19 protein-coding genes are annotated in these 21,978 nt (G+C 66.1%); 4 read left to right on the top strand and 15 right to left on the bottom strand.

The features are described from left to right. The first annotated feature begins 2 nt into the window (after positions 1-2). Positions 3-809: a 2,5-didehydrogluconate reductase DkgB gene (dkgB, locus tag P5W99_RS34785; protein WP_434665836.1), complete on the top strand. Its 807-nt coding sequence runs from the start codon at positions 3-5 to the stop codon at positions 807-809. A gap of 82 nt (positions 810-891) precedes the next feature. On the opposite strand, the gene P5W99_RS34780 is transcribed toward dkgB, so the two are convergent. From P5W99_RS34780 to P5W99_RS34715, 14 genes are read right to left on the bottom strand one after another with little or no spacing between them, the layout of a single operon-like run. After that, complete coding sequence (locus tag P5W99_RS34780; RefSeq protein ID WP_421028327.1) at positions 892-2,307, bottom strand: MFS transporter; 1,416 nt, start codon at positions 2,305-2,307, stop codon at positions 892-894. Between the two features lie 51 nt (positions 2,308-2,358). Beyond that, positions 2,359-3,624, bottom strand: coding sequence for an NAD(P)/FAD-dependent oxidoreductase (locus P5W99_RS34775; protein ID WP_421028326.1), 1,266 nt, complete (start codon positions 3,622-3,624; stop codon positions 2,359-2,361). Further along, a complete protein-coding gene (locus tag P5W99_RS34770; RefSeq protein ID WP_421028325.1) occupies positions 3,621-4,583 on the bottom strand; it encodes a VOC family protein in 963 nt (320 codons plus the stop codon). Before P5W99_RS34770 ends, P5W99_RS34775 begins: the two co-directional genes overlap by 4 nt. A 23-nt stretch (positions 4,584-4,606) precedes the next feature. Then, complete coding sequence (locus tag P5W99_RS34765) at positions 4,607-6,100, bottom strand: aldehyde dehydrogenase (protein WP_421028324.1); 1,494 nt, start codon at positions 6,098-6,100, stop codon at positions 4,607-4,609. Positions 6,101-6,120: 20 nt separating this feature from the next. Continuing rightward, positions 6,121-6,936 (bottom strand): aspartate dehydrogenase, encoded by an 816-nt coding sequence (locus tag P5W99_RS34760; RefSeq protein ID WP_421028323.1) that lies wholly within the window; start codon positions 6,934-6,936, stop codon positions 6,121-6,123. Then, the gene (locus P5W99_RS34755) at positions 6,929-8,587 is read right to left on the bottom strand and encodes a thiamine pyrophosphate-binding protein (RefSeq protein WP_421028322.1); all 1,659 of its coding nucleotides are present in this window, start codon (positions 8,585-8,587) and stop codon (positions 6,929-6,931) included. The genes P5W99_RS34760 and P5W99_RS34755 overlap by 8 nt, the downstream gene beginning before the upstream one ends. After that, complete coding sequence (locus P5W99_RS34750) at positions 8,580-9,419, bottom strand: SDR family oxidoreductase (protein WP_421028321.1); 840 nt, start codon at positions 9,417-9,419, stop codon at positions 8,580-8,582. Before P5W99_RS34750 ends, P5W99_RS34755 begins: the two co-directional genes overlap by 8 nt. After that, positions 9,416-10,297, bottom strand: a complete 882-nt coding sequence (locus tag P5W99_RS34745) for an IclR family transcriptional regulator (protein WP_421028320.1) — start codon at positions 10,295-10,297, stop codon at positions 9,416-9,418. Before P5W99_RS34745 ends, P5W99_RS34750 begins: the two co-directional genes overlap by 4 nt. Before the next feature lie 20 nt (positions 10,298-10,317). Next, on the bottom strand, positions 10,318-11,208 hold the full coding sequence (locus P5W99_RS34740) for an alpha/beta fold hydrolase (RefSeq protein ID WP_434665829.1): 891 nt from the start codon (positions 11,206-11,208) through the stop codon (positions 10,318-10,320). Between the two features lie 50 nt (positions 11,209-11,258). After that, positions 11,259-11,795 (bottom strand): cupin domain-containing protein, encoded by a 537-nt coding sequence (locus P5W99_RS34735; RefSeq protein WP_413188254.1) that lies wholly within the window; start codon positions 11,793-11,795, stop codon positions 11,259-11,261. Between the two features lie 46 nt (positions 11,796-11,841). Beyond that, positions 11,842-12,618: an SDR family oxidoreductase gene (locus tag P5W99_RS34730; protein ID WP_421028318.1), complete on the bottom strand. Its 777-nt coding sequence runs from the start codon at positions 12,616-12,618 to the stop codon at positions 11,842-11,844. After that, positions 12,611-13,696, bottom strand: a complete 1,086-nt coding sequence (locus tag P5W99_RS34725) for a Rieske 2Fe-2S domain-containing protein (protein ID WP_421028317.1) — start codon at positions 13,694-13,696, stop codon at positions 12,611-12,613. The genes P5W99_RS34730 and P5W99_RS34725 overlap by 8 nt, the downstream gene beginning before the upstream one ends. A gap of 44 nt (positions 13,697-13,740) precedes the next feature. Continuing rightward, positions 13,741-14,052 carry a recombinase-like helix-turn-helix domain-containing protein gene (locus tag P5W99_RS34720; RefSeq protein ID WP_421028316.1) on the bottom strand — a complete coding sequence of 104 codons (312 nt, stop codon included), beginning with the start codon at positions 14,050-14,052 and terminating at the stop codon, positions 13,741-13,743. Between the two features lies 1 nt (position 14,053). Continuing rightward, positions 14,054-14,368: a non-heme iron oxygenase ferredoxin subunit gene (locus tag P5W99_RS34715; RefSeq protein ID WP_421028315.1), complete on the bottom strand. Its 315-nt coding sequence runs from the start codon at positions 14,366-14,368 to the stop codon at positions 14,054-14,056. Positions 14,369-14,813: 445 nt separating this feature from the next. Here P5W99_RS34715 and P5W99_RS34710 point away from each other — a divergent pair, with 445 nt between their 5' ends. Beyond that, positions 14,814-15,890 (top strand): porin, encoded by a 1,077-nt coding sequence (locus P5W99_RS34710; RefSeq protein ID WP_421028314.1) that lies wholly within the window; start codon positions 14,814-14,816, stop codon positions 15,888-15,890. A gap of 39 nt (positions 15,891-15,929) precedes the next feature. On the opposite strand, the gene P5W99_RS34705 is transcribed toward P5W99_RS34710, so the two are convergent. Beyond that, positions 15,930-16,922 carry an IclR family transcriptional regulator gene (locus P5W99_RS34705; protein WP_421028313.1) on the bottom strand — a complete coding sequence of 331 codons (993 nt, stop codon included), beginning with the start codon at positions 16,920-16,922 and terminating at the stop codon, positions 15,930-15,932. Positions 16,923-17,159: 237 nt separating this feature from the next. On the opposite strand from P5W99_RS34705, the gene sbcD reads away from it, so the two are divergent. Together sbcD and P5W99_RS34695 are read left to right on the top strand one after the other, a co-directional pair. Next, the gene (sbcD, locus tag P5W99_RS34700; RefSeq protein WP_434665821.1) at positions 17,160-18,440 is read left to right on the top strand and encodes an exonuclease subunit SbcD; all 1,281 of its coding nucleotides are present in this window, start codon (positions 17,160-17,162) and stop codon (positions 18,438-18,440) included. Beyond that, positions 18,437-21,967 (top strand): AAA family ATPase, encoded by a 3,531-nt coding sequence (locus P5W99_RS34695; RefSeq protein ID WP_434665819.1) that lies wholly within the window; start codon positions 18,437-18,439, stop codon positions 21,965-21,967. Before sbcD ends, P5W99_RS34695 begins: the two co-directional genes overlap by 4 nt. Positions 21,968-21,978: the final 11 nt, after the last annotated feature.

Raw genomic sequence — 21,978 nt, 5'->3', positions numbered from 1 at the left:
TCATGAGCAAGATTCCCGCATTCGGTCTTGGAACCTTCCGTCTGCAAGGCCAGATGGTCATCGACTCGGTGCGCAATGGCCTTGAACTCGGCTACCGCGCCATCGACACCGCGCAGATCTACGGCAACGAAGCCGAAGTGGGCGAAGCGATGGCCGCCTCGGGCGTCGCGCGCAAGGACCTGTTCCTGACCACGAAGATCTGGGTCGACAACTACTCGCGCGAAAAGCTCGTGCCGAGCCTCAAGGACAGCCTCGAGAAACTGCGCACCGACGAAGTCGACCTCACGCTGATCCACTGGCCCGCACCGAATAACGGCGTCTCGCTCGAAGAATTCATGAGCGCGCTGGCCGAGGCGAAGTCGCAGGGTCTGACAAAGCAGATCGGCGTTTCGAACTTCAACATCGAACTCACGCAGCAGGCCATCGCCGTGGTGGGCAAAGAGAATATCGCGACCAACCAGATCGAATTGAGCCCGTATCTGCAAAGCCGCAAGCTCGTGGGCTTCCTCCAGCAGGAAGGCATTCACGTGACGTCGTACATGACGCTCGCCTACGGCAAGGTGCTCGGCGACCCGGTCATTCGCGCGATCGCCGAACGCCGCCACGCCACGCCGGCCCAGGTTGCGCTCGCCTGGGCGCTGCGCCTCGGCTACTCGGTGATTCCTTCGTCGACGAAGCGCGAAAACCTCGCCAGCAACCTGCTCGCGCAAACGCTGCAACTGAGCGAGGACGACATGGCGGAAATCGCGGCGCTCGAGCGCAATGGCCGCGAGGTGAGCCCCGAGAGGCTCGCGGCACAGTGGGATTAATCAGCGGCTTTGAAGTACCGCTGCGCCGACGCCCAACACGTCGACGCAGCTCAAGCAAACCCGCCGGCTGGGGACTGGCGGCTCAAGCCTCCAGTTGCTCCAGCACCTTGCCCTTGGTCTCGATGCCGAGCAAGTGCACGGTGATAGCCGCGAGGAACGGCACGGCGGCAAGGATATAGAAAGCCACGTCCAGATTGCCGCCGATCATCGTCTTCGACACGATGGTGGGCGCGAAGATGGCCGCCACCTTGAGCCATGCGCCGCCCACGCCGCAACCCATCGCGCGGATGCTGGTGGGGTACAGCTCCGGCGTGTAGACGTAGGCGGTAATGAAGCCGCAAGCGAGAAAGCCGAGCGACAGCGCGCAGAACGTCGCCACCACGTAGACCGACATCGCGTGGCAAATGCCGGCCAGCGCGAGCGACAGGGCGCACAGCACGAACGAGACGTTGATGATGGGCTTGCGGCCCACCTTGTCCACCAGCAGCGCACAGGTGAGCGAACCGAGCACGCCGAGCACCGACGCAGCCACCGCGAGATTGAGCGCGAGCTGCAGCGGCGCGTGATAGACGGTGCGATAGATCGTGGGCAGCCAAGTGGACAGCCCGTACTGAATGAAGCCGCACGTCATCCACAGCATGGCCACCGCAAGCGTGCGCTTGAGATACGCGGGACCGAACAGATCCTTCACGCTGCGCTTCGGATGGCGCTTGACGAGGGCATCGAAATCGGCGGCGTTCGTGACCGGCTCGAGCGGACCCTTCGCGGTGCGCTCGAACGCATTCACGGCGTCGTCGGCTTCCTGCAGGCGACCGCGTTCAGCCAGCCAGCGCGGCGACTCGGGCACGAGCTTGCGCAGCACGAAGAACAGCACCAGCGGCATCGCGCCGATGAAGTACATCGCCTGCCAGCCGAAGCGCGGCACGATCCATGCGCCCAGTGCATTCGACGCCAGCAGGCCAACCGGGAACACGATCTCGTAGAGAAGAACGAAACGTCCACGGCCATGAGCGCGGCTGACCTCGTTGATATAGGTCGCCGCCACGGGCAGTTCGCCGCCCAGCCCCAGGCCCTGGACCACGCGCAGCGCGGCGAACACCATGAACGACGGCGCGAAGCCGCATGCAATGCTCGTCACGCCGATGATGCCGGAGCTCCACGCGATCGCCCGCACGCGGCCCCGACGTTCCGCGAACCACGGAAACAGGAACGCGCCGATCAGTTGGCCGACCGAGCCCGAAGCGATCAGAAAACCGATCTCCCAAGGCGTGAGATGCCACTTCTGAATCAGGATCGGCAGCGTCGCGGCAATCGCGATCACATCGAAACCATCGAAGAAAGTCGCCAGGCCGATCAAAAGACGCGCGCGCACCTGCATGGCGTTGGCTGGCAGCCGCTCGAGCCGCGCAATGATCGACCCGCGCGTGAGCGGGCCGCTGTACGGCTCGACGGCTGCGGCGTCGCCGCTATGGCCGAGGGTAGTGTCGAATGTTGTCATGCCTGTCGTCCCGTCTCCGTGTTGTCTCGTGTATGCCGCCTTGGTGCTGCTTTAAGCGAGGGCCTTGCTGGTGTCCGTGAGCGCGGCGATATCGACCGCGCGCCCCTGGCTCATCCATTTGCGCGCGAGCTTGAGGTCGCGCGCCGAGTTGATTGCGATGACGCCGCGCACATGTCCGTCCGCCACGAAGAAGAGCGTCGCGCGCTTTTCCACGAGGCTGCCGCGCAGCGCTGGCGCGACGCCGGCCGGAATATCGCCGAGAATCTGCAGATTCACGTCGTACTGATCGGACCAGAACCATGGAATTTCCGCATAGGGCGTCTTCACGCCCAGCACGGCTTTGGCTGCGGCAATCGCCTGGTTCTGCGCATTGGCCCACGACTCCAGACGCACGCGGCGCTTGAGCCAAGCGTTCGGATGGTTCGCCACGTCGCCGCACGCGAATATGCAGGGATCCGAAGTTTCTCCGAATTCGTCCACGACGACGCCGTCTTCCACCGCCAGCCCCGCTGCCTCGGCCAGCGCCGTGTGCGGCGCGAGGCCGATGCCGGCGACGGCAAAATCCGCATCGAGCGTGCTGCCGTCGGCGAAGGTCGCGCGAATGCCGCCATCCTCACGGTCTTCCAGCGAGACCAGCGCCGCATTCAGCCGCACGTCCACGCCGTTCGCGCGATGCAGATCGAGCAGGAAGTCCGAGACGTCCTGCGGCAGCGAACGCGCGCACAGACGCGGCGCACCCTCCACCACGGTGGCCGCCACGCCGAGCTTGCGCGCCGTGGCCGCCACTTCGAGCCCGATCCAGCCGCCGCCCACCACCAGCACGCGCTGGCTGCGGCGCAGCCGCTCGCCCAGCGCCATCGCCTCGTCGAGCGTGCGCAGGTAAGTCACGTGCGCGCTCTTCGCCACGCTCGCGGGAAGCTTGCGCGCCGCGCCGCCCGTGGCGATCACGAGCCGGTCGTACTTCACTTCGCGGCCCGAGCGCGTGGTCACCACGCGCGCCGCGCGGTCGATGGCCGTTGCGCAGTCGGGCTGCCAGGCTTCGACATTCAGCGCCGCGAATTCGTCGGGCTTTGCAATGCGCACCGTTTCGATATCGGCCTCGCCCGCGAGCACGGCCTTCGAAAGCGGCGGCCGCTCGTAGGGCAAATGCACTTCGTCGGCGATCATCACGAGTCGGCCAGCGTAGCCTTCCTTGCGCAGCGTCTTCACGACCCAGCCTGCCGCCTGGCCGCCGCCGATCACGACGACCGTGCGCGGCACGTCCTGCGTGTTGTGCGGCGCGCTGCTTTCCTCGCTGTTTTGCTGTGCGTCGCTCATTGCTTACGCTCCGTCATGAACTTGCCTTGCGGCGCTTCGGCGTTCTTCTGGCGGCGCGTGTTGCCGTCGAGGCCGCCGTCGATGGCCCATTCCGCGAACACGGTCGGGCCCGGCTCGAACTCGCGCGGCTGCCATTCGGGCGTGAGCACGTCTTCATCGGCGTAATACTCGATCAGGCCGCCCGCCGGGTTCTTGAAGTACCAGAAGTACGCCGACGAAACCGGATGCCGGCCCGGACCGAGTTGCGTGGTCCAGCCGCAACGGCTGATATGCAGGCCGCCGCCGAACACCTCGTGAATGTCGCGCACCGTGAACGCCACGTGATTGAGGCCCTTCTTGCCGTCGGGCAGCGCGAGCAGGAACAGGTCGTGATGGCCGCCGTGCGGCGCGCAGCGCATGAACGCGCCGCGATTCGGATAGCGGTCCGAGGTCTCGAAGCCAAGCAGTTCGTGATAGAACTTTTCCTGCTCCGCGAGGCAGTTCGTGAAGAACACCACGTGCCCCACTTCCACCGGCTGGGCGCGCTCGTAGACCGGCGACGGCGTATCCACGCGCAGCGTCTGGCCCCAGACGTTCGAGGGCGAGCCCTTCACGTCGATCTCGCGGCGGCGCGTGACTTCCACGCGAATCGCCATGCCGGCCGGGTCGAAGCAACCCACTGCATCGGCGTCGCTGTAGTAGCCGGGCTGGCCCTTCAGGCGCTCGCGCAGCGCGTCGAGTTCTTCGCGCGTGGCCACGCCCCATGTCACCTCGCGCAGCGTCGGACCCGCTTCGAATGCGGCGGGCAACGACGCGTCGTTCGCGTCGGCCACGAGCACGGTGCAGCCGTTGAGCGTTTCGAAGCGCGCGCGCGTCTCGTCATGCGACGTCTGCGTCAAGCCCCAGTCCGCGAAAAAGCGGCGGCAAGTTTCGAGGTCGGTCACGCCGTAGGTAATCTGTTCGATGCCGAGAATCGTCATGTTCATTGCTCCGTTGCGCGCGCTCAGGCGTTGGCCCAGGGCAGCGGCGCGTCGTTCAAACCCCAGTAGAGGCTCTTCTGCTGCATGTATTCGCGAATGCCGAGCCGCCCTTTCTCGCGGCCCATGCCGCTCTCCTTCCAGCCCGAAAACGGCGTGGAGATCGAGAACAGCTTGTAGGTATTGATCCAGACCGTGCCCGCTTCGAGCTTGCGCGCCACGCGCCATGCGCGCTTGTAGTCGCGCGTCCAGATGCCGGCGGCGAGTCCAAACACGCTGTCGTTGGCTTCCTCGATGAGCGCGGCTTCGTCGTCGAAAGGCATGGCCACCAGCACCGGCCCGAAGATCTCCTCCTGGCAGATGCGCGCACTGTTCTGGAGTCCTTCCAGAATGGTCGGCTGATAGAAGAAGCCGTTTTCACGGCCGTCGCCCACGGGACGCTCGCCGCCGCACAGGAGGCGGCCGCCTTCCTCGAGACCGATTGCCACGTAACGCTCCACCGACTCGCGATGTTTCGCGGTGATGAGCGGCCCCATCTGCGTGTTCTCGCGCGTCGGGTCGCCCACGCGCAGCTTGCGCGCGCCTTCCACGAGGCGCTGCATGAACACGTCGTAAATCGAGCGCTGCACGAACAGGCGCGAGCCCGCAATGCAGGCCTCGCCCGACGAGCTGAAGATGCCGTACAGCACGCCGTTCACGGCATGGTCGAGATCGGCGTCTTCAAACACGATGGTGGGCGACTTGCCGCCCAGTTCGAGCGATACGGGCATGAGCTTTTCCGCCGCGATGCGCGCGATGCCACGGCCCACTTCGGTGCCGCCCGTGAATGAGACTTTCTTCACGAGCGGATGGCGCACCAGCACGTCGCCGATCACCGAGCCCTTGCCGGGCAGCACGCTCAGGATGCCCTTGGGCACGCCCGCTTCCTCGCAGATGCGCGCCAGCGCAAGCGAAACAAGCGGCGTGACTTCGGCGGGCTTGAGCACCACTGCGTTGCCGGCCGCGAGCGCGGGCGCGAGTTTCTGCGCATCCGAGGCAATCGGCGAATTCCACGGCGTGATCGCGGCGACCACGCCAATCGGCTCGTGCACGCTCATCGTCATATAGTCGCCGCGCGGCGGCGTGAGGTCGTCGTCGAGCGTTTCGAGGCAGGCGGCGAAGTAGCGGAACGTGTTGGCGGCGCTCGCCACCAGCACGCGCGTCTCGCCGATGGGCTTGCCGTTGTCGCGGCGCTGCAGTTGGGCGAGCGCTTCGTGGCGCTGCATGATGAGGTCCGCGATGCGGTAGAGCACGAGCGCGCGCAGATGCGGCTTCATGCCGGCCCACGTGCCGTGCTTCCACGCCGCGTGCGCTTTCTCGACTGCCTCGCTGGCGTCTTCGGCGCTTGCCGTCGAGACCTCCATGTTCACCGACTGGTCGGCGGGATAGAGGCTCGCGAAGGGCGCGGCGCGCCCCTGGCGCCACTCGCCGCCGATCAGGATATCGCCGGTCGGCACGAGGCTGGTATCGAATGGAGTCATGTCAGAGGTCTCTTCGTTCATCAAATCACGCAGCGCGCGGCCCGGTTGCGCAGCGCGCGAATCGCGCTGTACGCGGTGAGCGCCGAGGTCTTCGGGTTGTCGGGCAGCGGCTTGCCGCACATCTCCAGCGACATCTCGCCGAACATGCCGCGCGCGACGATGCGGTGCACGTTGCGCTCGACCGCAGGATCGGCAATCAGGCGCACTTTCGTCTGGTCGAGCCCGAGGCCCGCGAGCGCGACGGTGGCCGCCACGTTCGCGTTCTTCGGAAAGAGCCGCGCCGCTTCGCGCGCGCTGCCTTCGAAGATCACCTGCTCCTTCGTGAGCGTGCGCAGATCGCAGACCTTTTCCGCCGGCGTGTCGAGCCAGCCGAGCGGTGGCTTGCGGCCCGTGTACAGCACCTCGTCGAGGCCGCCGAGCTTGGCCGCCGAAAGCGCGTCGATGCCGCCGATCGCGCCGGACAGCAGCGTGACGGTGGCGCCGCCTTCATCGGCGGCGAGCGAGAGGCGCTCGAGCAAGTCGACGTCGGAAAGCGCGCCGATCGAGTTCACCGCGCAATCGGTGCCGCTTTGCAGCAGCGGCACCACGTGATCGACCAGCGCCGCATGGCCCGCGCATTCGAGCGCGAACTGCGGCCGGGTCGACAGCGCGCGCACCGACGACACCACTTCCACCGCGCCGTCCACCTGCTCGCGCACGGCGGCGGCGTGACTCTCGGGCACGATCACGTGCGAGACGTGCACGAGCGGGTCCGCCGCGACTGCGCGATACACCGTCTGCCCGATCGCGCCGAAGCCGATCATGGCGATGTCGATGGGCGCATGGCCGTTATGCATGTTGCGGCTCCTCTTTGCGCACCGGCGGGCCCGCAAACACCGTCTCGAAGCTGCCCACCGACTTCATGTCGACTTCGAGCAGCACCGGGCCGTCGAATGCCATGCTTTCCTGAATCACCGCGTCGGCATCGTCGAGCGACGACAGGCGGAAATGCTTCAGCCCCAAGCTCGCGCAGAACTGCGAGAACTCCGGCTGATGCAGATCGACGAACATGCGGCGGCCACCGTACTGCGCGTCCTGAATGTTGCGGATCACGCCGTAGCACTGATCGTTCATCAGCACGATCATCACGTTGGCCTTTTCCTGGACGGCCGTCGCGAGCTCGCCCACGTTCACCATCAGGCCGCCGTCGCCCACGAGGCACACGGTCTTCGCGGCGGCGTTCGCGAGCGCCGCGCCAATCGCCATCTGCATGCCCTGGCCGATGCCGCCGCCAAGCGCATGCACGCCCGCGCGCGGCGAAAAGATCTTCAGCAGGCGGTTGCCCCACGTGCTGTTCGAGATGGTGACGTCGCGCACCCAGTTGTAGTCGCGGCCCACGGCGCGCTGCAGCGACTCCACGAGACGGCGATACGGGCCGAGGCCCTTGGCGGTATCCGACACGGCGATCTCACGCGCTTCGGCCAGATCGGCGGCGAATTGCGGATCGACCTTGATGCGGTTTTCGAGGCGCGTGGCGAGCGCATCGAGCACGCGCGCGGCGTCGCCATGCACGAACAGCGCGTTGCGGTAGCCGCGGTTGTCGGCGAGCGCGTCGGCATCGATGCGATAAAGCGGCTGCGGCAGACCAAGCTTGTACTTGAGCGTTTCGTTGCCGCGCAGGCGCGAGCCAACCACGAGCATCGCATCGCAGGTCTTGTAGAAGCGCTCGACCGAGGGGCTCACGTTGAACGCGCCCAGCGTGGCCGGATGATCTTCGGGCAGCACGCCACGGCCCTGCACGCTGGTCACCACGCCAAAGCCCAGCGCCACCAGACGCTCCACGGCAGCGCGCGCGCGACGCGTGCCGCCGCCGAGCCACAGCAGCGGACGCTTCGCCTTCGCGAGTTCGTTGGCCAATTGCTCCACGCGGGCTTCGTCATGCGTGAGCGTCGTGAGGTGCGGCGCGCTCAGATCGGCGGGCCACTCGGTCAGCGCGGCCTGGATGTCGATGGGAATCTCCACGCTCACCGGGCCGCTCGGCGCGGTTTGCGCGATGCGCACCGCTTCGCGGATGGTCGGCAGCGCGGTCTCGACCGAGCGCACGCGGAACGCGGCCTTAGAGATCGACTGGAGCATCGACAATTGATCGGGCGCCTCGTGGATATAGGCGAGGTCCTGATCGAGGTATTCGGTTTCGATCTGGCCGGTGATGTGCAGAACCGCGGTGCCGGCCGTGAGCGCTTCGACCATCGCGCCCGCTGCGTTGCCCGCCGCCGTGCCCGTGCTCGTGAACGCCACGCCGAGGCCGCCCGAGACGCGTGCGAGGCCGTCCGCCATGTTGAGCGCGCCCGCTTCGCCGCGCGCACCCACATAGCGGATATTGCCGCGACGGCCGATGGCGTCGAGAATCGGCATGTTATGAATCGAGATCACGCCGAAAGCGGTTTGGACTCCGCATTGTTCGAGGAAGGCGGCGATCAGTTCGCCGACGGTGGTTTGATTAGACATGACGTGCAACGCCTCCAGATACATCGATATGACTGCCCGTCGTATAGGACGACAGGGACGTGGCCAGATAAAACAGCGCCTGTGCGGCTTCTTCGGGGCGGCCGAAGCGGCCGAGCGGAATGTGTTTCTTGCGCGCGAGCTCGCGGGTCCAGTCTTCCCAGCTCTGGCCAGCGGCCTGCGCCTCGCCGTCGGCTTCGTAGCGGCGGCGCCATTGGCCCGACTCCACGATGCCGATCAGGATCGAGTTCACGCGAATGTGCTCGGGCGCGAGTTCCACCGCGAGCGACTTGATGAGGCTCAGCACGCCCGCGCGCGCCGACGAGGTGGCCACCATGTGCGGCTCGGGCTGCAAGGCCAGCAGCGAGTTCACGCAGACGATCGCGGCGTTGCCAGCACCGTTGCCAGCACCGTCGCCCTGCTTCGCGGCGTGGCGCAGCATCGGCAAGAACGCGCGCGTCGGGCGGATGATGCTGAAGTACTTGAGGTCCAGTTCCTCGCGCCACGCTTCGTCGGTGGTGTTGGCGAAGGTGGAGACGCGGCCCTGGCCCGCGTTGTTCACGAGCATGTCGGCGCGGCCGAAGCGCTTTTCGACTTCGTCCGCGAAGGCGGCCACGTCGTCGGCGTCGAGCACGTCGCAGCGCACGGCCAGCAGTTGCGCCTGCGGATGCCGCTCGCGCAATTCGCGCTCGGCTCGCGCGAGGCGGTCGCTGTCGCGGCCGCAGATCGCGACCGATGCGCCCGCGCGCAGAAAGAGTTCGGCGGTGGCGAGGCCGATGCCGGACGAGCCGCCCGTCACCACTGCAACCTGACCAGTCAAGTCGAGTTGAATCATTTGATCCCCAATGCCTTCATGTAGTCCGTACGCTTGCTATTGCCCTTCGACGCCTGCGGACGATAGTTCAGGCGCTTCGAGAGTTCGTCGGCGGTGTGGCGCACCTTGTCGATCAGGCCGCTGTCGAGCAGCTGCGTGTCGATGCCGGGGCGCGGAATGGTCGTCGTCACCACGGCCGCGATGCGGCCCGTGTCGTTGCGCACCGGCGCGGAAACCACCGAGATGCCGCGCTCGAACGACGACTCGCTCACGGCGTAGCCGCGCTCCGCGTCCTCGCGAATGCGCTCATAGAGCGCTTCGACCGTTTCCGGCGTGGAGGGCGTGAAGCGTTCGAGCTGGGGCTCCGGATAGATCGCGCGCAATTCGTCGAGCGTGAGATCGCCCATCAGCACCTGGCCGTGCGTGGTGGCGTGCGCTGGCAGGCGCGTGCCCACGTTGACCTTCACCGAGCTGAAAATGGGCGCATGGCTTTGGGCCTTGGCGACGAACACGATGTCGCGTCCGTCGCGAATCACGATATGCGAGGTGAGCCCGGTGTCGTCGCGCAGCGACTCGATCAGCGGCAGGCCGAGATCGGTCAGCTCGAGCGAGCTCAGGTATTCGAAACCGAGCCGCAGCACAGCCACGCCGAGGCGATAGTTGCGGTCGCGGTCGGCGCGCTCCAGAAAGCCCAGCGATTCCAGCGTCTGCAACAGGCGAAACACCGTGGTGCGCGGAATGCCGAGGCGGCGCGACAGTTCGGGCGCGCCGAGCACCGGCTCGCGCGGCGAGAATTCGGTCAGAATGCGCAGGCCCCGCTCCAGACCCGGCACGCGGTAACTCGTGTCGTTGCGGTCTGCGTCGGCGTCGGGGGACGCGTTGGCGACGTCGGGTGTCATGCCTCTAAGCTCCGTAGTACTTAATGTTCAGCACAGAACATATCGATTAGCGCGCTATATGCGGCGGGCTGCTCGATATAGCCTGCGTGGCCCGCGCGCGGCATGGTCTGGAACGGCGCCTGCGCAATGTGCGCAAGCCGCTCGCAGGCCGGCGGCGGGGTAATCGTGTCTTCCGCGCCCACGGCAACGGCCATACGCACCTTGCCGGCGCAGCGCGCGAGGTCGGTAGCGAGATCGGCATTCGCGAGCAGATGCGTGGCCTGCGCATAGCCTTGCGGCACGACGCGCGCCATGTTCCAGCGCACCCACGCGCGCGCATCGGCGCTCGCGTGCGGCGAAAGCATATTGGCGCTGCGCTTCTCCGCAAGGCCCTGGGGGCCGAGTTCGGCCAGCATCGCGAGACGCGCATCGCGCTTTCCTTCGCGCACGGCCGCTTCGGCTGCGCCGTAGCCGGCGGCGGGAGAAATCAACAGCAGGCCCGCCACGCGCTCGGGATGCCAGGCCGCGAAAGCGCCCGCGATGATCGCACCGAGCGAATGCCCCACCAGCACGCAGCGCTCGATGCCGAGCGTGTCGAGCCAGTCGGCCAGCACGCGCGCATAGTCGGCGGCGACGGGTGACGCGTTCGCGACCGGCGTGGAAGCGCCGTAACCCGGCGCATCCCACGCAAGCACGCGGCGCGGTCTGTCCTGCGACTCGCCCAATGCTTCGAACTGCTGCACCCACGAAGCCGCGCCGGAGCCGATGCCATGCAGGAGCACGAGCGGCAGTGCCTCTTTACCGCGCTCATCCACGGCTTCGCGATAGCTCACGCGCGCCTCGCCGGCTTGCGCGTCGCGCAGCACAAAGCGCGCGAGACGCGTTTCGAGCGCGGCGGCTGATGAGGCGGCTGTGTGCATCGCTTCGTTCATGACTTCGGGTTCCGTTGGGCTTCGCAAGTGACTGGTTTGACGCTTTCGCCTTACTTCGCTTCGCGCTTGATCTTTGCGAGCGGTGAATCCGGCGGGTAAGTCGGCGTGATGGGCTTGGGCGAACCGAGCATCACGCACATCAGCGCGTCTTCTTCGCCGATATTGATTTCCGTGCGATACACGCCTGGCGGCACCGAGATCAGGTCGCGCTCGCCGAGCACGGCTTCCCAGGTCTCACCGTCCTTCTCGCAGATCACCTTCATCTTGCCGCGCAGCACGAAGAAGATTTCCTCGACGTCCATATGAATATGGCTCGGGCCGATGTTGCCGGCCGGAATCACCATGGTCGAGAACGTGAAGTTGCCAGCCGGCACGGTGTTCACGTCCTTCGCGACGCCGGTGCCGCCCGTGCCCACGTAGCGCATTTGCGCGCGGCGGTACTTCGGGTCGTAATCGGCCTGGAACTTCAGGGCGTCCCAGTCGTAGCGGCGCGTTTCGTAGCGCGCCACGCGGCTGTTCATCCAGTCGTCAAAACTCGCATCGGCGGGACGATCCCACGACTTGCTCTCGATCTCGACATCGGCCATTGCTTTCTCCTTGGGTTCTTTCGAACGCGTCTTCAGTTCTACGAAATCAATTCATCACGAAGCCGCCGTTCACCGGCAGCAGTTGTCCGGTCACGAATCGCGCCGCGTCGGACAACAGGAACAACACCGGGCCCGAGACGTCCTCGGGCACCTGGGCACGCTGCAACGCGCGCCCTTCGAGGTAGTACGCGTGACGCTCGGCCGGCACGTAGGCCGTGGCTTCCACTTCAGTGAGGCCCGGCGCAATGGCGTTGACGGTGATGCCGTCCGCGCCGAACTCGCGTGCGAGCGAGTGCGTCATCGCAATCACGGCGCCCTTGCTCGCCACGTAGGCGAGCAGCTTCGGCGCGCCCCATAGCGCGGTATCCGAAGCGATATTGACGATGGCGCCGCGACCCGACTCGCGCAGCCAGCGCTGCGCCGCCGCGCACATGAGCCAGGTGCCGCGCACGTTCACGTCCATCACGGCGTCCCACGTGGCCACGCTGATTTCGTGTGCGAACTTGCCGCCCGAGTTCGTGATGGCCGCGTTGTTGATGAGCGCATCCACGCCGCCCATGCGGTGCGCGGCGCCATCGACGAAAGCCGTAATGCTCTCGGGCTGCGCGAGGTCGAGCGGCGCGAACGCCACGTCATGGCCGCTGGCCGCCAGCGACTTCGCCAGCGCCTCGCCCGCTTCGTGCAGCACGTCGCCGAAGGTCACGCATGCGCCAGCTTGAACCAGCGCGGTGACGAACGCCGCGCCGAGTCCTCGCGCACCGCCCGTGACGATCACGCGGCGGCCGGCGAGCGAGGCTTGCGCCGCAAGCGTGGCGTCATGCATGGCTGTGCCCTGCTTCTTGCGTGGCGCTGGCTTGCTGGGCGCGCAGCGCATCGAGTTCGGCGAAGTGCTGCTGGGCGCGCTGGCGCAGCATCCGGCGCACGCGCGTCATGCCCACGTCGTGCTGATAAAGAAATTCGTGATCGCGTGCGTTCGGCGCCATGCTTTCCAGCACGTAGCGGTCTTGCTCGAGCACGTCCCAGTGCAGGCCTTCCAGGCGGTTGCGATAAAGGAAGCGCCATGCGTCGCGCTGCCAGCCCTGCACCTTGCGCGTGCGCCAGAAGTAGACCTGGCAGTTGTCGCCGTCGACCGGCACCGCAAAGCCGATGATGCCGAAGTTGCCGCCCGGCCCGAACTTCTTCTTGTACGGAATCGCGAGGCGCATCCACAGGCAGCCGGTTTCGCCCAGTTCGACCCAGTCGAAGTTCACGTCGCGCTGGCCGACTTTTTCGAACATCAGGCCGGACTCGGTCTTGCGCACGCGCATATCGGCCTGCTTGTCGCCTTCGGCCATCGAGTGCGAGGTCGCGTGCAGATACGCGCCATGCATCGGGTCCATCACGTTGTCGATCGCGTACTGGTAATTGCACTTCCAGTTGGACATGCAAAGGAAGCTCGCGTACTCCTCGCCCACGAGTTCTTCGGGCAAGTTCAGCGGTGCCGGTTCCTTGTGCGCTTCGTCGCCGAACCACAGGAAGACTGCACCGGCATGCTCTTGCGCCGGATACGACTTCACGCACTTCGTGCCTTCGAGCGGGCACGCCGAAACGGCGGGCACGTTCTGCACCGTGCCGCTGCCGTCGACTTCGATGCCGTGGTACCAGCACGCCACGCGGTTGCCGAGGTTCCAGCCAAGCGAGAGGCGCGCGCCGCGGTGCGGGCAGCGGTCTTCGAGTGCGTGGACCGAGCCGTCTTGATCGCGCCACAGCACGATCTGCTCGCCAAGGCGCGTGATGCCGATGGGCGCGTTGCCCACTTGCCAGCTGGGCGCAACGGGGTACCAGTAGTTCTTGATGCCGCGGTCGAGATAGGCGCGAATCGGGTCGGCGCCGCCGGCGGCTTCAGGCGTGGGGGACGTCATGTGGGGTCTCCGTGTTCAGTGTTTCCGTGGTTCCGGGCGCTGGCTTATTCAGCAAGCAGACGGAATTCGGCGGCGAGGCGCTCGGCGTTCCATGCCGCGCCTTCTGGCGTGCGAAAACCGATGCGGTTCAGGCCCGCAACCACTTCATCGAGTTCGGCGGCGCCTGCTTCGAACACCTGTTCTAGCGCATCGCCGAAATCGTTCTCATATTGCGTGGGCTCGGCCTTGCGCGTTTGCCAGACCATGTTTTCGGTCTGGCCCGGCTGCTCGATCACGCCCTTGCCAGCGACGTTGTTGGGTTGCGGCGCGAGCCAGGGCTTGAGCCACGGATTGAATTTCACGGGGACTTCTCGCATGTCATTCCACCTTGATCTGGATTTCTTCGCCGGCGAGTCGCACTGCGTACGTCTTCAGATCGCGGCCGCCGGGCTCCTTGAGGCACTTCCCGGTTGGGATATGGAACACGGCTTCGTGCAGCGGACATTCGACGGTGTCACCATCGACGAAGCCCTGCGTCAGCAACGCGTATGCATGGGGGCAGACGTTTTCGAGCGCATAGAGCGCGTCTCCCACCTTGTAGATGCCGATCTCCGTGCCGTCGAGCTTGTACTCGATCGGCGCATCTTCGGACAGATCGCCGGCATGTCCGGCGCAACGCCATTCTTCAGCCATTTCTCACCTTTCCCGATCAGCTATGTTCCACATACGGAACATCAGTTCGTGTATGGTCAATTATAGAAACGTTCAGGCGGCGAGAAAACAGAAATTCATGGCTCCTGGGGAAAACACCGAGCGCATCTCTGAAAAGGACATGATCAACGTTGCGCAAGATCCCGCTCAAGTTGCCAAAACGCCTACAGCGCAGGCACTTACGCGCGTGTGGAGCAAACAACGGCGGGTCCGCACCTGGGGGAACTACCGTCCCAAAAAAGTATTTTGGCGTCGCGCGATAGTTACTATACTGCTCAAAACGTTCCACATACAGCACATATAACCATAGGTGGAACAAATAATAAAGCGTGCGTAACGGTGCTGGAAGCACGCCGCACCAGTCCGAGGAAATTGGGTCTGCCGGGCGATCAACCTGGCTTTTCGTCATACGATCAGGAGTACCAACTTGAAACACTTCATTGCCGCGGGGTTGACGGGCATCTGCGCCGTCTCGTCTGCATGGGCGCAGAGCAGCGTCACGCTATATGGCAGTCTGGATGCGGGCGTGGCCTACATCAGCAACGTGGGCGGCCATTCGAAGTGGATGATGGAACAGGGCAACACACAGCCCGACCGCTGGGGCCTGCGCGGCCAGGAAGATCTGGGCAGCGGCCTCAAGGCGATCTTCCAGTTGGAGAACGGCTTTTACACGAACACGGGCGCGATGGCGAAGGCCAACACGCTGTTCAATCGCCAGGCGTACGTGGGTCTCGCCTCGGACAAGTTTGGCTCCCTCACGTTCGGCCATCAAACACCGTTTTCATTCGACGTGCTTTCCCCGCTAAGCACGGCGTATCTGGGGCAGAGCTGGTACGCCTTCCATCCGGGCAATATCGATCAGCTCGCGGATACCAGCGTGGTGCCCTATGACAACTCGGTGAAATACCGCTCGCCCAGCTGGTACGGCTTCACGGCGGGCGCGATGTTCGGCTTCGGCAACACCACGAACTTCTCGACCGGCCGCACGATGGGCTTTTCGCTTGGTTATGCGAACGGCCCATTCAAGGCTGGCGCCGCGTGGTCGAACGAGCACAACCGCGCGGTGGCGATCGCCACCACGGGCATCGTCCCGACGTTCCAGGGCCAGCCCTCGGCCACGTATATGGCCGACAAGGTGGAGAACATGGGTGTCGGCGCGTCGTATTCGTTCGGCAAACTGCTCGTGCACGGCCTCTATACGCGCACCAAGCTGGAATCCAACGGCCACTCGGACACGTTCCAGAGCTACGACGCCGGCGCGAACTACCAGTTCACGGCGTTCAACAGCGTCGTGGGCGGCGCGGCCACCTCCACGCTGGACGGCCGCCGCTGGACTCAGGTGATGATCGGCGACGTGTACTCGCTGTCGAAGCGCACGCAGGTTTATGTGAACGCGCTCTACCAGCGCGCCAACTCCGAGGCGAACGCCGCCTTCTTCACCGCGGGCGTGTCGAGCGGGCGCAATCAGGCCATCGTGCTCGCCGGCATCCACCATTCGTTCTGATAGCCGGACGTTGGCGCGCGGCGCGCGCGCCGAAACCCATCAGGGTGTGTGAACGCCCCGGCTGCGCGCCGCGGCGGCTGGCGCCTGATTGGCCAGAGCCGCCTGGGCCGCGGTGGGGTCGGTGGGCGCGGGCCGGTAATTGAGCCGCGTCGACAAATCCAGTGCCGCCGCGCACACCGCGGCCACCAGCGGCGCGCGCTCGGCCTCGCCGATGTCCGAGCGCGGCACGGTCGCCGTGAGCGCGGCCACGATGCGGCCCGACTGATCGCGCACCGGCGCGCTCACCACCGAAATGCCGGTCTCGAACGAGGCTTCGCTCACCGCATAGCCCTGCTGGGCGAATTCGCGCACGCGCGCATACAGGTCGGCCACGGTCGCGGGCGTGAGGTCCGTATAGCGTTCGAGCTGCTTCTCAGGATAGAGCGCGCGCAAGTCGGCGAGCGTGAGGTCTCCCATCAGCACCTGGCCGTGCACGGTCGCATGCGCGGGCAGGCGCGTGCCCACATGGACCTTCACCGAGCTGAACATCGGCTCGCGCGTTTGCGCCTTCGCCACGAACACCACGTCGCGCTCGTCGCGTATCAGCAGATGGGTGGACAGGCCGGTCGCGTCGCGCAGGCGCTCCAGCACCGGCGTGCCGAAATCGGTGAGTTCGAGCGAGCTCAGATATTCAAAGCCGAGGCGCAGCACCGCCACGCTCAGCCGGTACTGCCGGTCGCCGTTGGCGCGTTCGATGAAGCCGAGCGCTTCGAGCGTCTGCAAGAGACGAAACGTGGTCGTGCGCGGAATGCCGATGCGCCGTGACAGTTCGGGCGCGCCCAGCACGGGCTCGCGCGCCGAAAATTCGGCGAGGATGCGCAGCCCGCGCTCGAGCCCCGGCACGAGATAGGTGGACGCCAGCGCGCCTTCTGCATCGGCGTTCGCGTCCGCGCTATTGTCGGCGTTGCTGTCCGTTTCGGCGGCGTCGATGTCGTCGCGCATCTCCTCGGGTGGCGGCGCGGCGCGCTTGCCAGTCGTTTTCTTTGTGGCCATGGGTGGCTTGGATCGGCTGAATAATCGGCTCGAATCGGGTGGCCTCCGGCGAACCCGCCTCAAGCATTCGGTAATGGAGGCAATGATAGCGCGAAGCGCACTCCCGTCAGCCATCACGCCATCGGGTTGCGCACCGCCCCCATCGAACTCCGGCGCAGCGCCTGCACTACAATTGCCCACTCGCGCCCGCTTCAAGCCGCACCACGCGGGCCGCCTCTCCAACGAAATCCGCCCCGCATGCGCCTCCTTCACACCTCAGACTGGCATCTGGGCCAGAACTTCATGGGCAAGAGCCGCCAGGCCGAACATCAGCAGCTCATCGACTGGCTGATGGTTCAAGTCGACGCGCACGCTGTCGATGCGGTCCTGATCGCCGGCGACATCTTCGACACCGGCACGCCGCCGAGCTACGCGCGCGAGCTCTATAGCCAGCTTGTCGTGCGCCTGCACGCGGCCGGCGTGGCGCTGCTGCTGCTCGGCGGCAATCACGACTCGGTGGCGACGCTGCGCGAAAGCAGCGCGTTGCTGGAGCAGCTCTCGGCAAGCGTGGTTCCGGCCGCCGATGCGCCCGCGAACCAGGTGCGCGTGTTGCCGCAACGCGGCGGCGGCGGCGCGGGCGCCACGCCGGGCTGCGTGGTTTGCGCGGTGCCCTTCATTCGCGCGCGCGACGTCACGCAGAGCGAATATGGCCAGAGCGCCGAGCAAAAGCAGCAATCGCTGCAACTCGCTATCCAGGCTTACTATCAGGCCGTCCACGCGCAAGCGCAGAGCACGCGCAAACTATTGAGCGCGCAGCTTGGCCGCCATGTCCCGCTCATCGCCACGGGCCATCTCACCACGGTGGGCGCGAGCGCGAGCGAATCGGTGCGTGAGATCTACGTGGGCGCGCTCGATGCGTTCCCCACCAGCGCTTTCCCGGACGTCGACTACCTCGCGCTCGGGCATATCCATCGGCCCCAGAAAGTGGGCGGCCTCGCGCATATCCGCTACAGCGGTTCGCCCATCGCGCTGAGCTTCGATGAAGCCGCGCAACAGAAGGAGGTCCTGCTCGTCGATCTGGGCGAGACTGGCCTCGAAGCCGTCACGCCCCTTCCGGTGCCGGTGTTTCAGCCGCTCGTCGCCCTGCGGGGCAATCTGAAGTCGCTGCCCGGCGCGTTCGCTCAGGTCGCTCAGGTCGCTCAGGTCGCTCAGGTCGCTCAAGCCGCGTGCGACGCCTCGCCGGAGCGGCCCGTCTGGCTCGAAGTAACGGTGGCCGAAGACGACTATCTGGCCGACCTGCCCGCGCGCATCCAGGCGATGGCCGAAGGCCTGCCGCTCGAAGTGCTGCGCATTCGCCGCGAACGCGGCAATGCCGTGGCGCAGTGGTCGGGCAGCGCGGGCGTGACGCTCGACGAGCTCGATCCGCTCGACGTGTTCGCGCAGCGTCTCGCACACGAAACGCTGGAAGACGACATACGCGCCGCGCTCACCGAGCGCTACAAGAGCGTGCTCGTCGCCACCGTGGAGGGCGAGGCATGAAGATCCGCAGCCTGCGCCTGAAGAACCTGAACTCGCTCAAGGGCGAGTGGCATATCGACTTCACCCAGCCGCCCTTCGCCGATAACGGCCTCTTCGCCATCACCGGGCCCACGGGGGCCGGCAAGTCCACACTGCTCGACGCGATCTGCCTCGCGCTCTATCACGAAACGCCGCGCCTGAAGACGGTGTCCGCGTCGGCGAACGAGATCATGACGCGCCATACCGCGGACTGCCTCGCGGAAGTGGTCTTCGAAGTGAAGGGTGGCGTGTATCGCGCGTTCTGGAGCCAGCGCCGCGCGCGCGACAAGGTCGACGGCGCATTGCAGGCGCCGCGCGTGGAGTTGGCGAGCGTGTTGCCCGGCGGCGCAGGCGGCGACACGATCCTCACGACTCACATCAACGAGAAACTCAAGCGTGTGACGGAAATCACGCGGCTCGATTTTCCGCGCTTCACGCGCTCGATGCTGCTCGCGCAAGGCGGCTTTGCGGTGTTCCTCAACGCCAGCGCGAACGACCGCGCCGAATTGCTCGAAGAGCTCACCGGCACCGAAATCTACGGCGACATTTCGCGCAAGGTATTCGAGCGCGCGGGCGAGGCGCGCGACGCACTCAAGCAACTGCGCGCCAAAGCGGACGGCATGGAACTGCTGAGCGCCGAACAGCGCGCGGCGATGGAGCAGGAAATCGGCACGCTCACGGGCCAGTTGAGCGCGTTCGCCACGCACGCGAAAACGCTGCATGCCCAGCGCCAGTGGCGTCGCGAACTCGCTCAGGCCGAAACCGATGCGAATTCGGCGCAGGCGCGCCTGGCCACGGCGGTGAGCGCGCTTGATGCCGCCGCGCCCGAACTCGGGCGGCTTGCGGCAAGCGAGCCAGCGGAAGCGCTGCGCCCCGCGTTTCAAGCTGCGCAGCAAGCGGAAGCAGCATGCCGGCAATCCAGCGCGGACCTCGTTGCGTTGCACCGCGACCGCACGCAGCGGCTCACTGCGCAACGGCGCGCGTACGGCAAGACCACCGCGCTTGCCGCGAGCCTCGCGCGTGGCGCACGCGCGGAATTCGAAAAGCTCGATGCGCAGAAGCAGCAACTCGATGCCTTTTGCCGCGCCAATGAAAATCTCGCGCAGCTTGGCGAGCGGATCGGCGCATGGCGTCAGCAGTTCGATCAGCGCCGGCGCATGCAAGCCGATGTTGCCGCGCGGGAAAAACTGCGCGCCGATCTGCAGCGGCAACAAGGCGAACAGCGCGCGCAACGCGAAAAGCATGCTGCGAAGCTCACCGCCGCCGAGCGCGCCAAAGCCGAGTCCGACGCAAACGTGCAAAAGCTGGATGCCGCGCAAGCCCAGCGGCTTGCGGGCCGGCCGCTCGCGCAACTGCGCGACGCATGGCAGGCGGGACAAGCAACGTTCACCCGCTGGCAGCAACTGGAAGCCGTGGCGGAGCGCCGCCGTGCGATCGCCGCGGAAACGCGCGCGCTCGCGGCCAATCTGGCGCGCGTGGAGCGGGAGATCGACGCTCGAGACGCCGGGCTCAAGACGTTGCAGCAGACGCATGCGCAATGCCGGGCTCGCGAGGCCGACAAGCAGAAGCTGCTCGAACAGGAGCAAATCATCCGCAGCCTCGCGCAGCACCGCGAGCAATTGCGGCCCAGCGAGGCCTGCCCGCTCTGCGGCTCGCACGAGCACCCGGCAATCGAGGCATATCGCGCACTCGATGTGTCGGCGACGCAAACGGCTTTGCAGGCGATTCGCGCGGAGCTGCAGGTCTCCGAGCGGAGTCTGCGCGAAGGCTCGGAGGCCTTGTCGGCGCTGCGCGCGACCCAGGCACAGCAGCGTGCGCAGCACGAGCAGCTCGCCACGCGCGGCGCTCAGGGCCGCGAGGAATGGGACGCGATCGTCGCGATGCTCCCCGCGCAGCCCGCAACTGGCGAGACGGGCTGGCAAGATTCGGAAGGCATTGCAGCGGCTCGCGAATCAGCCGGGAAAACTTCGCAGCAACTCAAGCAGCATCTGGACGCCGCCGAGCAGGCAGAGGAAGCGCTCGCTCGCGCACGCGAGGCAAACAACCGTTGCTCGGACGCATTGCAGGCGGCGCGCGCTGATGCAGCGTTGCTGGAGCAATCGCTCAACGCCATGCAGGCGCGGCTTGCCGAGATCGCACATGAACGCGACGCGCTGCAAGCCGACCTCGACCGCGAGGCCAGCACCTTGCTCGACGCGGTGCGCGCAGGAGGCTACCAGCTCGAAGCCGTCCCCGAAGACACGGCTTCGTGGCTGCAAGCACGCGAGGTCGAATGGCGCACGTGGCAAGACACGCAGCGCCGCCTGCAAGCGCTCGAACAGGCGCTCGTGCGCCAGCGCGTGCAATGCGACGCCGCGCAGGCGCAAGTCCAGGGATGGCGCGAGCGCTGCAAGGCCGTCGGCATGGAAATGTCGACGTCCGAACCAATTGATCCGGCACGCCGGAACCAGACGGCCTCCCTGTTCGACGACATCGATCACAGCAGCGATAGCGAGGAAGATGCCTCAGCGGAAGCATTCGAAGCCGGCGTGGCGCGCGCCGATGCGCTCACGCGCGAACTGGACACGCTCGACGGCCAGCGCACCCATCTCGAACGCACGCTCGCACAGCAGCGCGCCGCGCTCGACGAAGCCACGCAAACATGGCAAGCAGCGCTCGCCAACAGCCCGTTTGCCGATCACATCGCGTTCCTCGCGGCGCTGTTGCCTGCCGAGACGCGCAAGCAGCTTCAGACGCTCAAGCAGCAACATGAGCAAGAGCAACAGACAGCTGGCGCGCTGCTGCAAAGCGTGCGCGACAAGCTCGCACGCCTGCAAGCGCAAGCGCTCACCGAGGCCAGCGCCGACGCACTGGACGCGCAACTCGAAACGGTGGAGAAGGAAAGCGCCGCGCTCACCGAACGGTTAGGCGAGCAACGCGGGCTGCTCGCACGCGATGCGCAGCAGCGCGAAAGCCAGCGCGCGCTATTCGAGCAAATCGAAGCGCAAACCCAGGACGCCGATCTCTGGCAACGGCTCGACGCGCTGATCGGCTCCGCAAGGGGCGACAAGTTCCGCCGCTTCGCGCAAGGGCTCACGCTCGACCATCTGCTCGCGCTCGCGAACCGCCATCTCGACCGCCTGCACGCGCGCTATCTGCTGCGCCGCAAGTCCACGGGCGAACTCGAACTGGAGATTGTCGACGGCTGGCAGGCCGACGCCACGCGCGACACGCGCACGCTTTCGGGCGGCGAGAGCTTCCTCGTGAGTCTCGCGCTGGCGCTCGCGCTTTCGGATCTGGTGAGCCACAAGACCTCGATCGATTCGCTGTTCCTGGACGAGGGCTTCGGCACGCTCGACGGCGATACGCTGGAAATCGCGCTCGATGCACTCGATACGCTCAACGCCAGCGGCAAGATGATCGGCGTAATCAGCCACGTCGACAGCCTCAAGGAGCGCATTGCCACGCAGATCCGCGTGGACAAAGGCGGTGGGATCGGCCACTCGCGGCTATCGATCCACGCGCGCTAAGGCGAATCCGC

The sequence above is a fragment of the Paraburkholderia sp. A3BS-1L genome (assembly GCF_051125215.1).
Lineage (GTDB): Bacteria > Pseudomonadota > Gammaproteobacteria > Burkholderiales > Burkholderiaceae > Paraburkholderia.
Note: the sequence above shows the minus strand (reverse complement) of the source record. Positions and strands in the feature narration are given on the sequence as shown.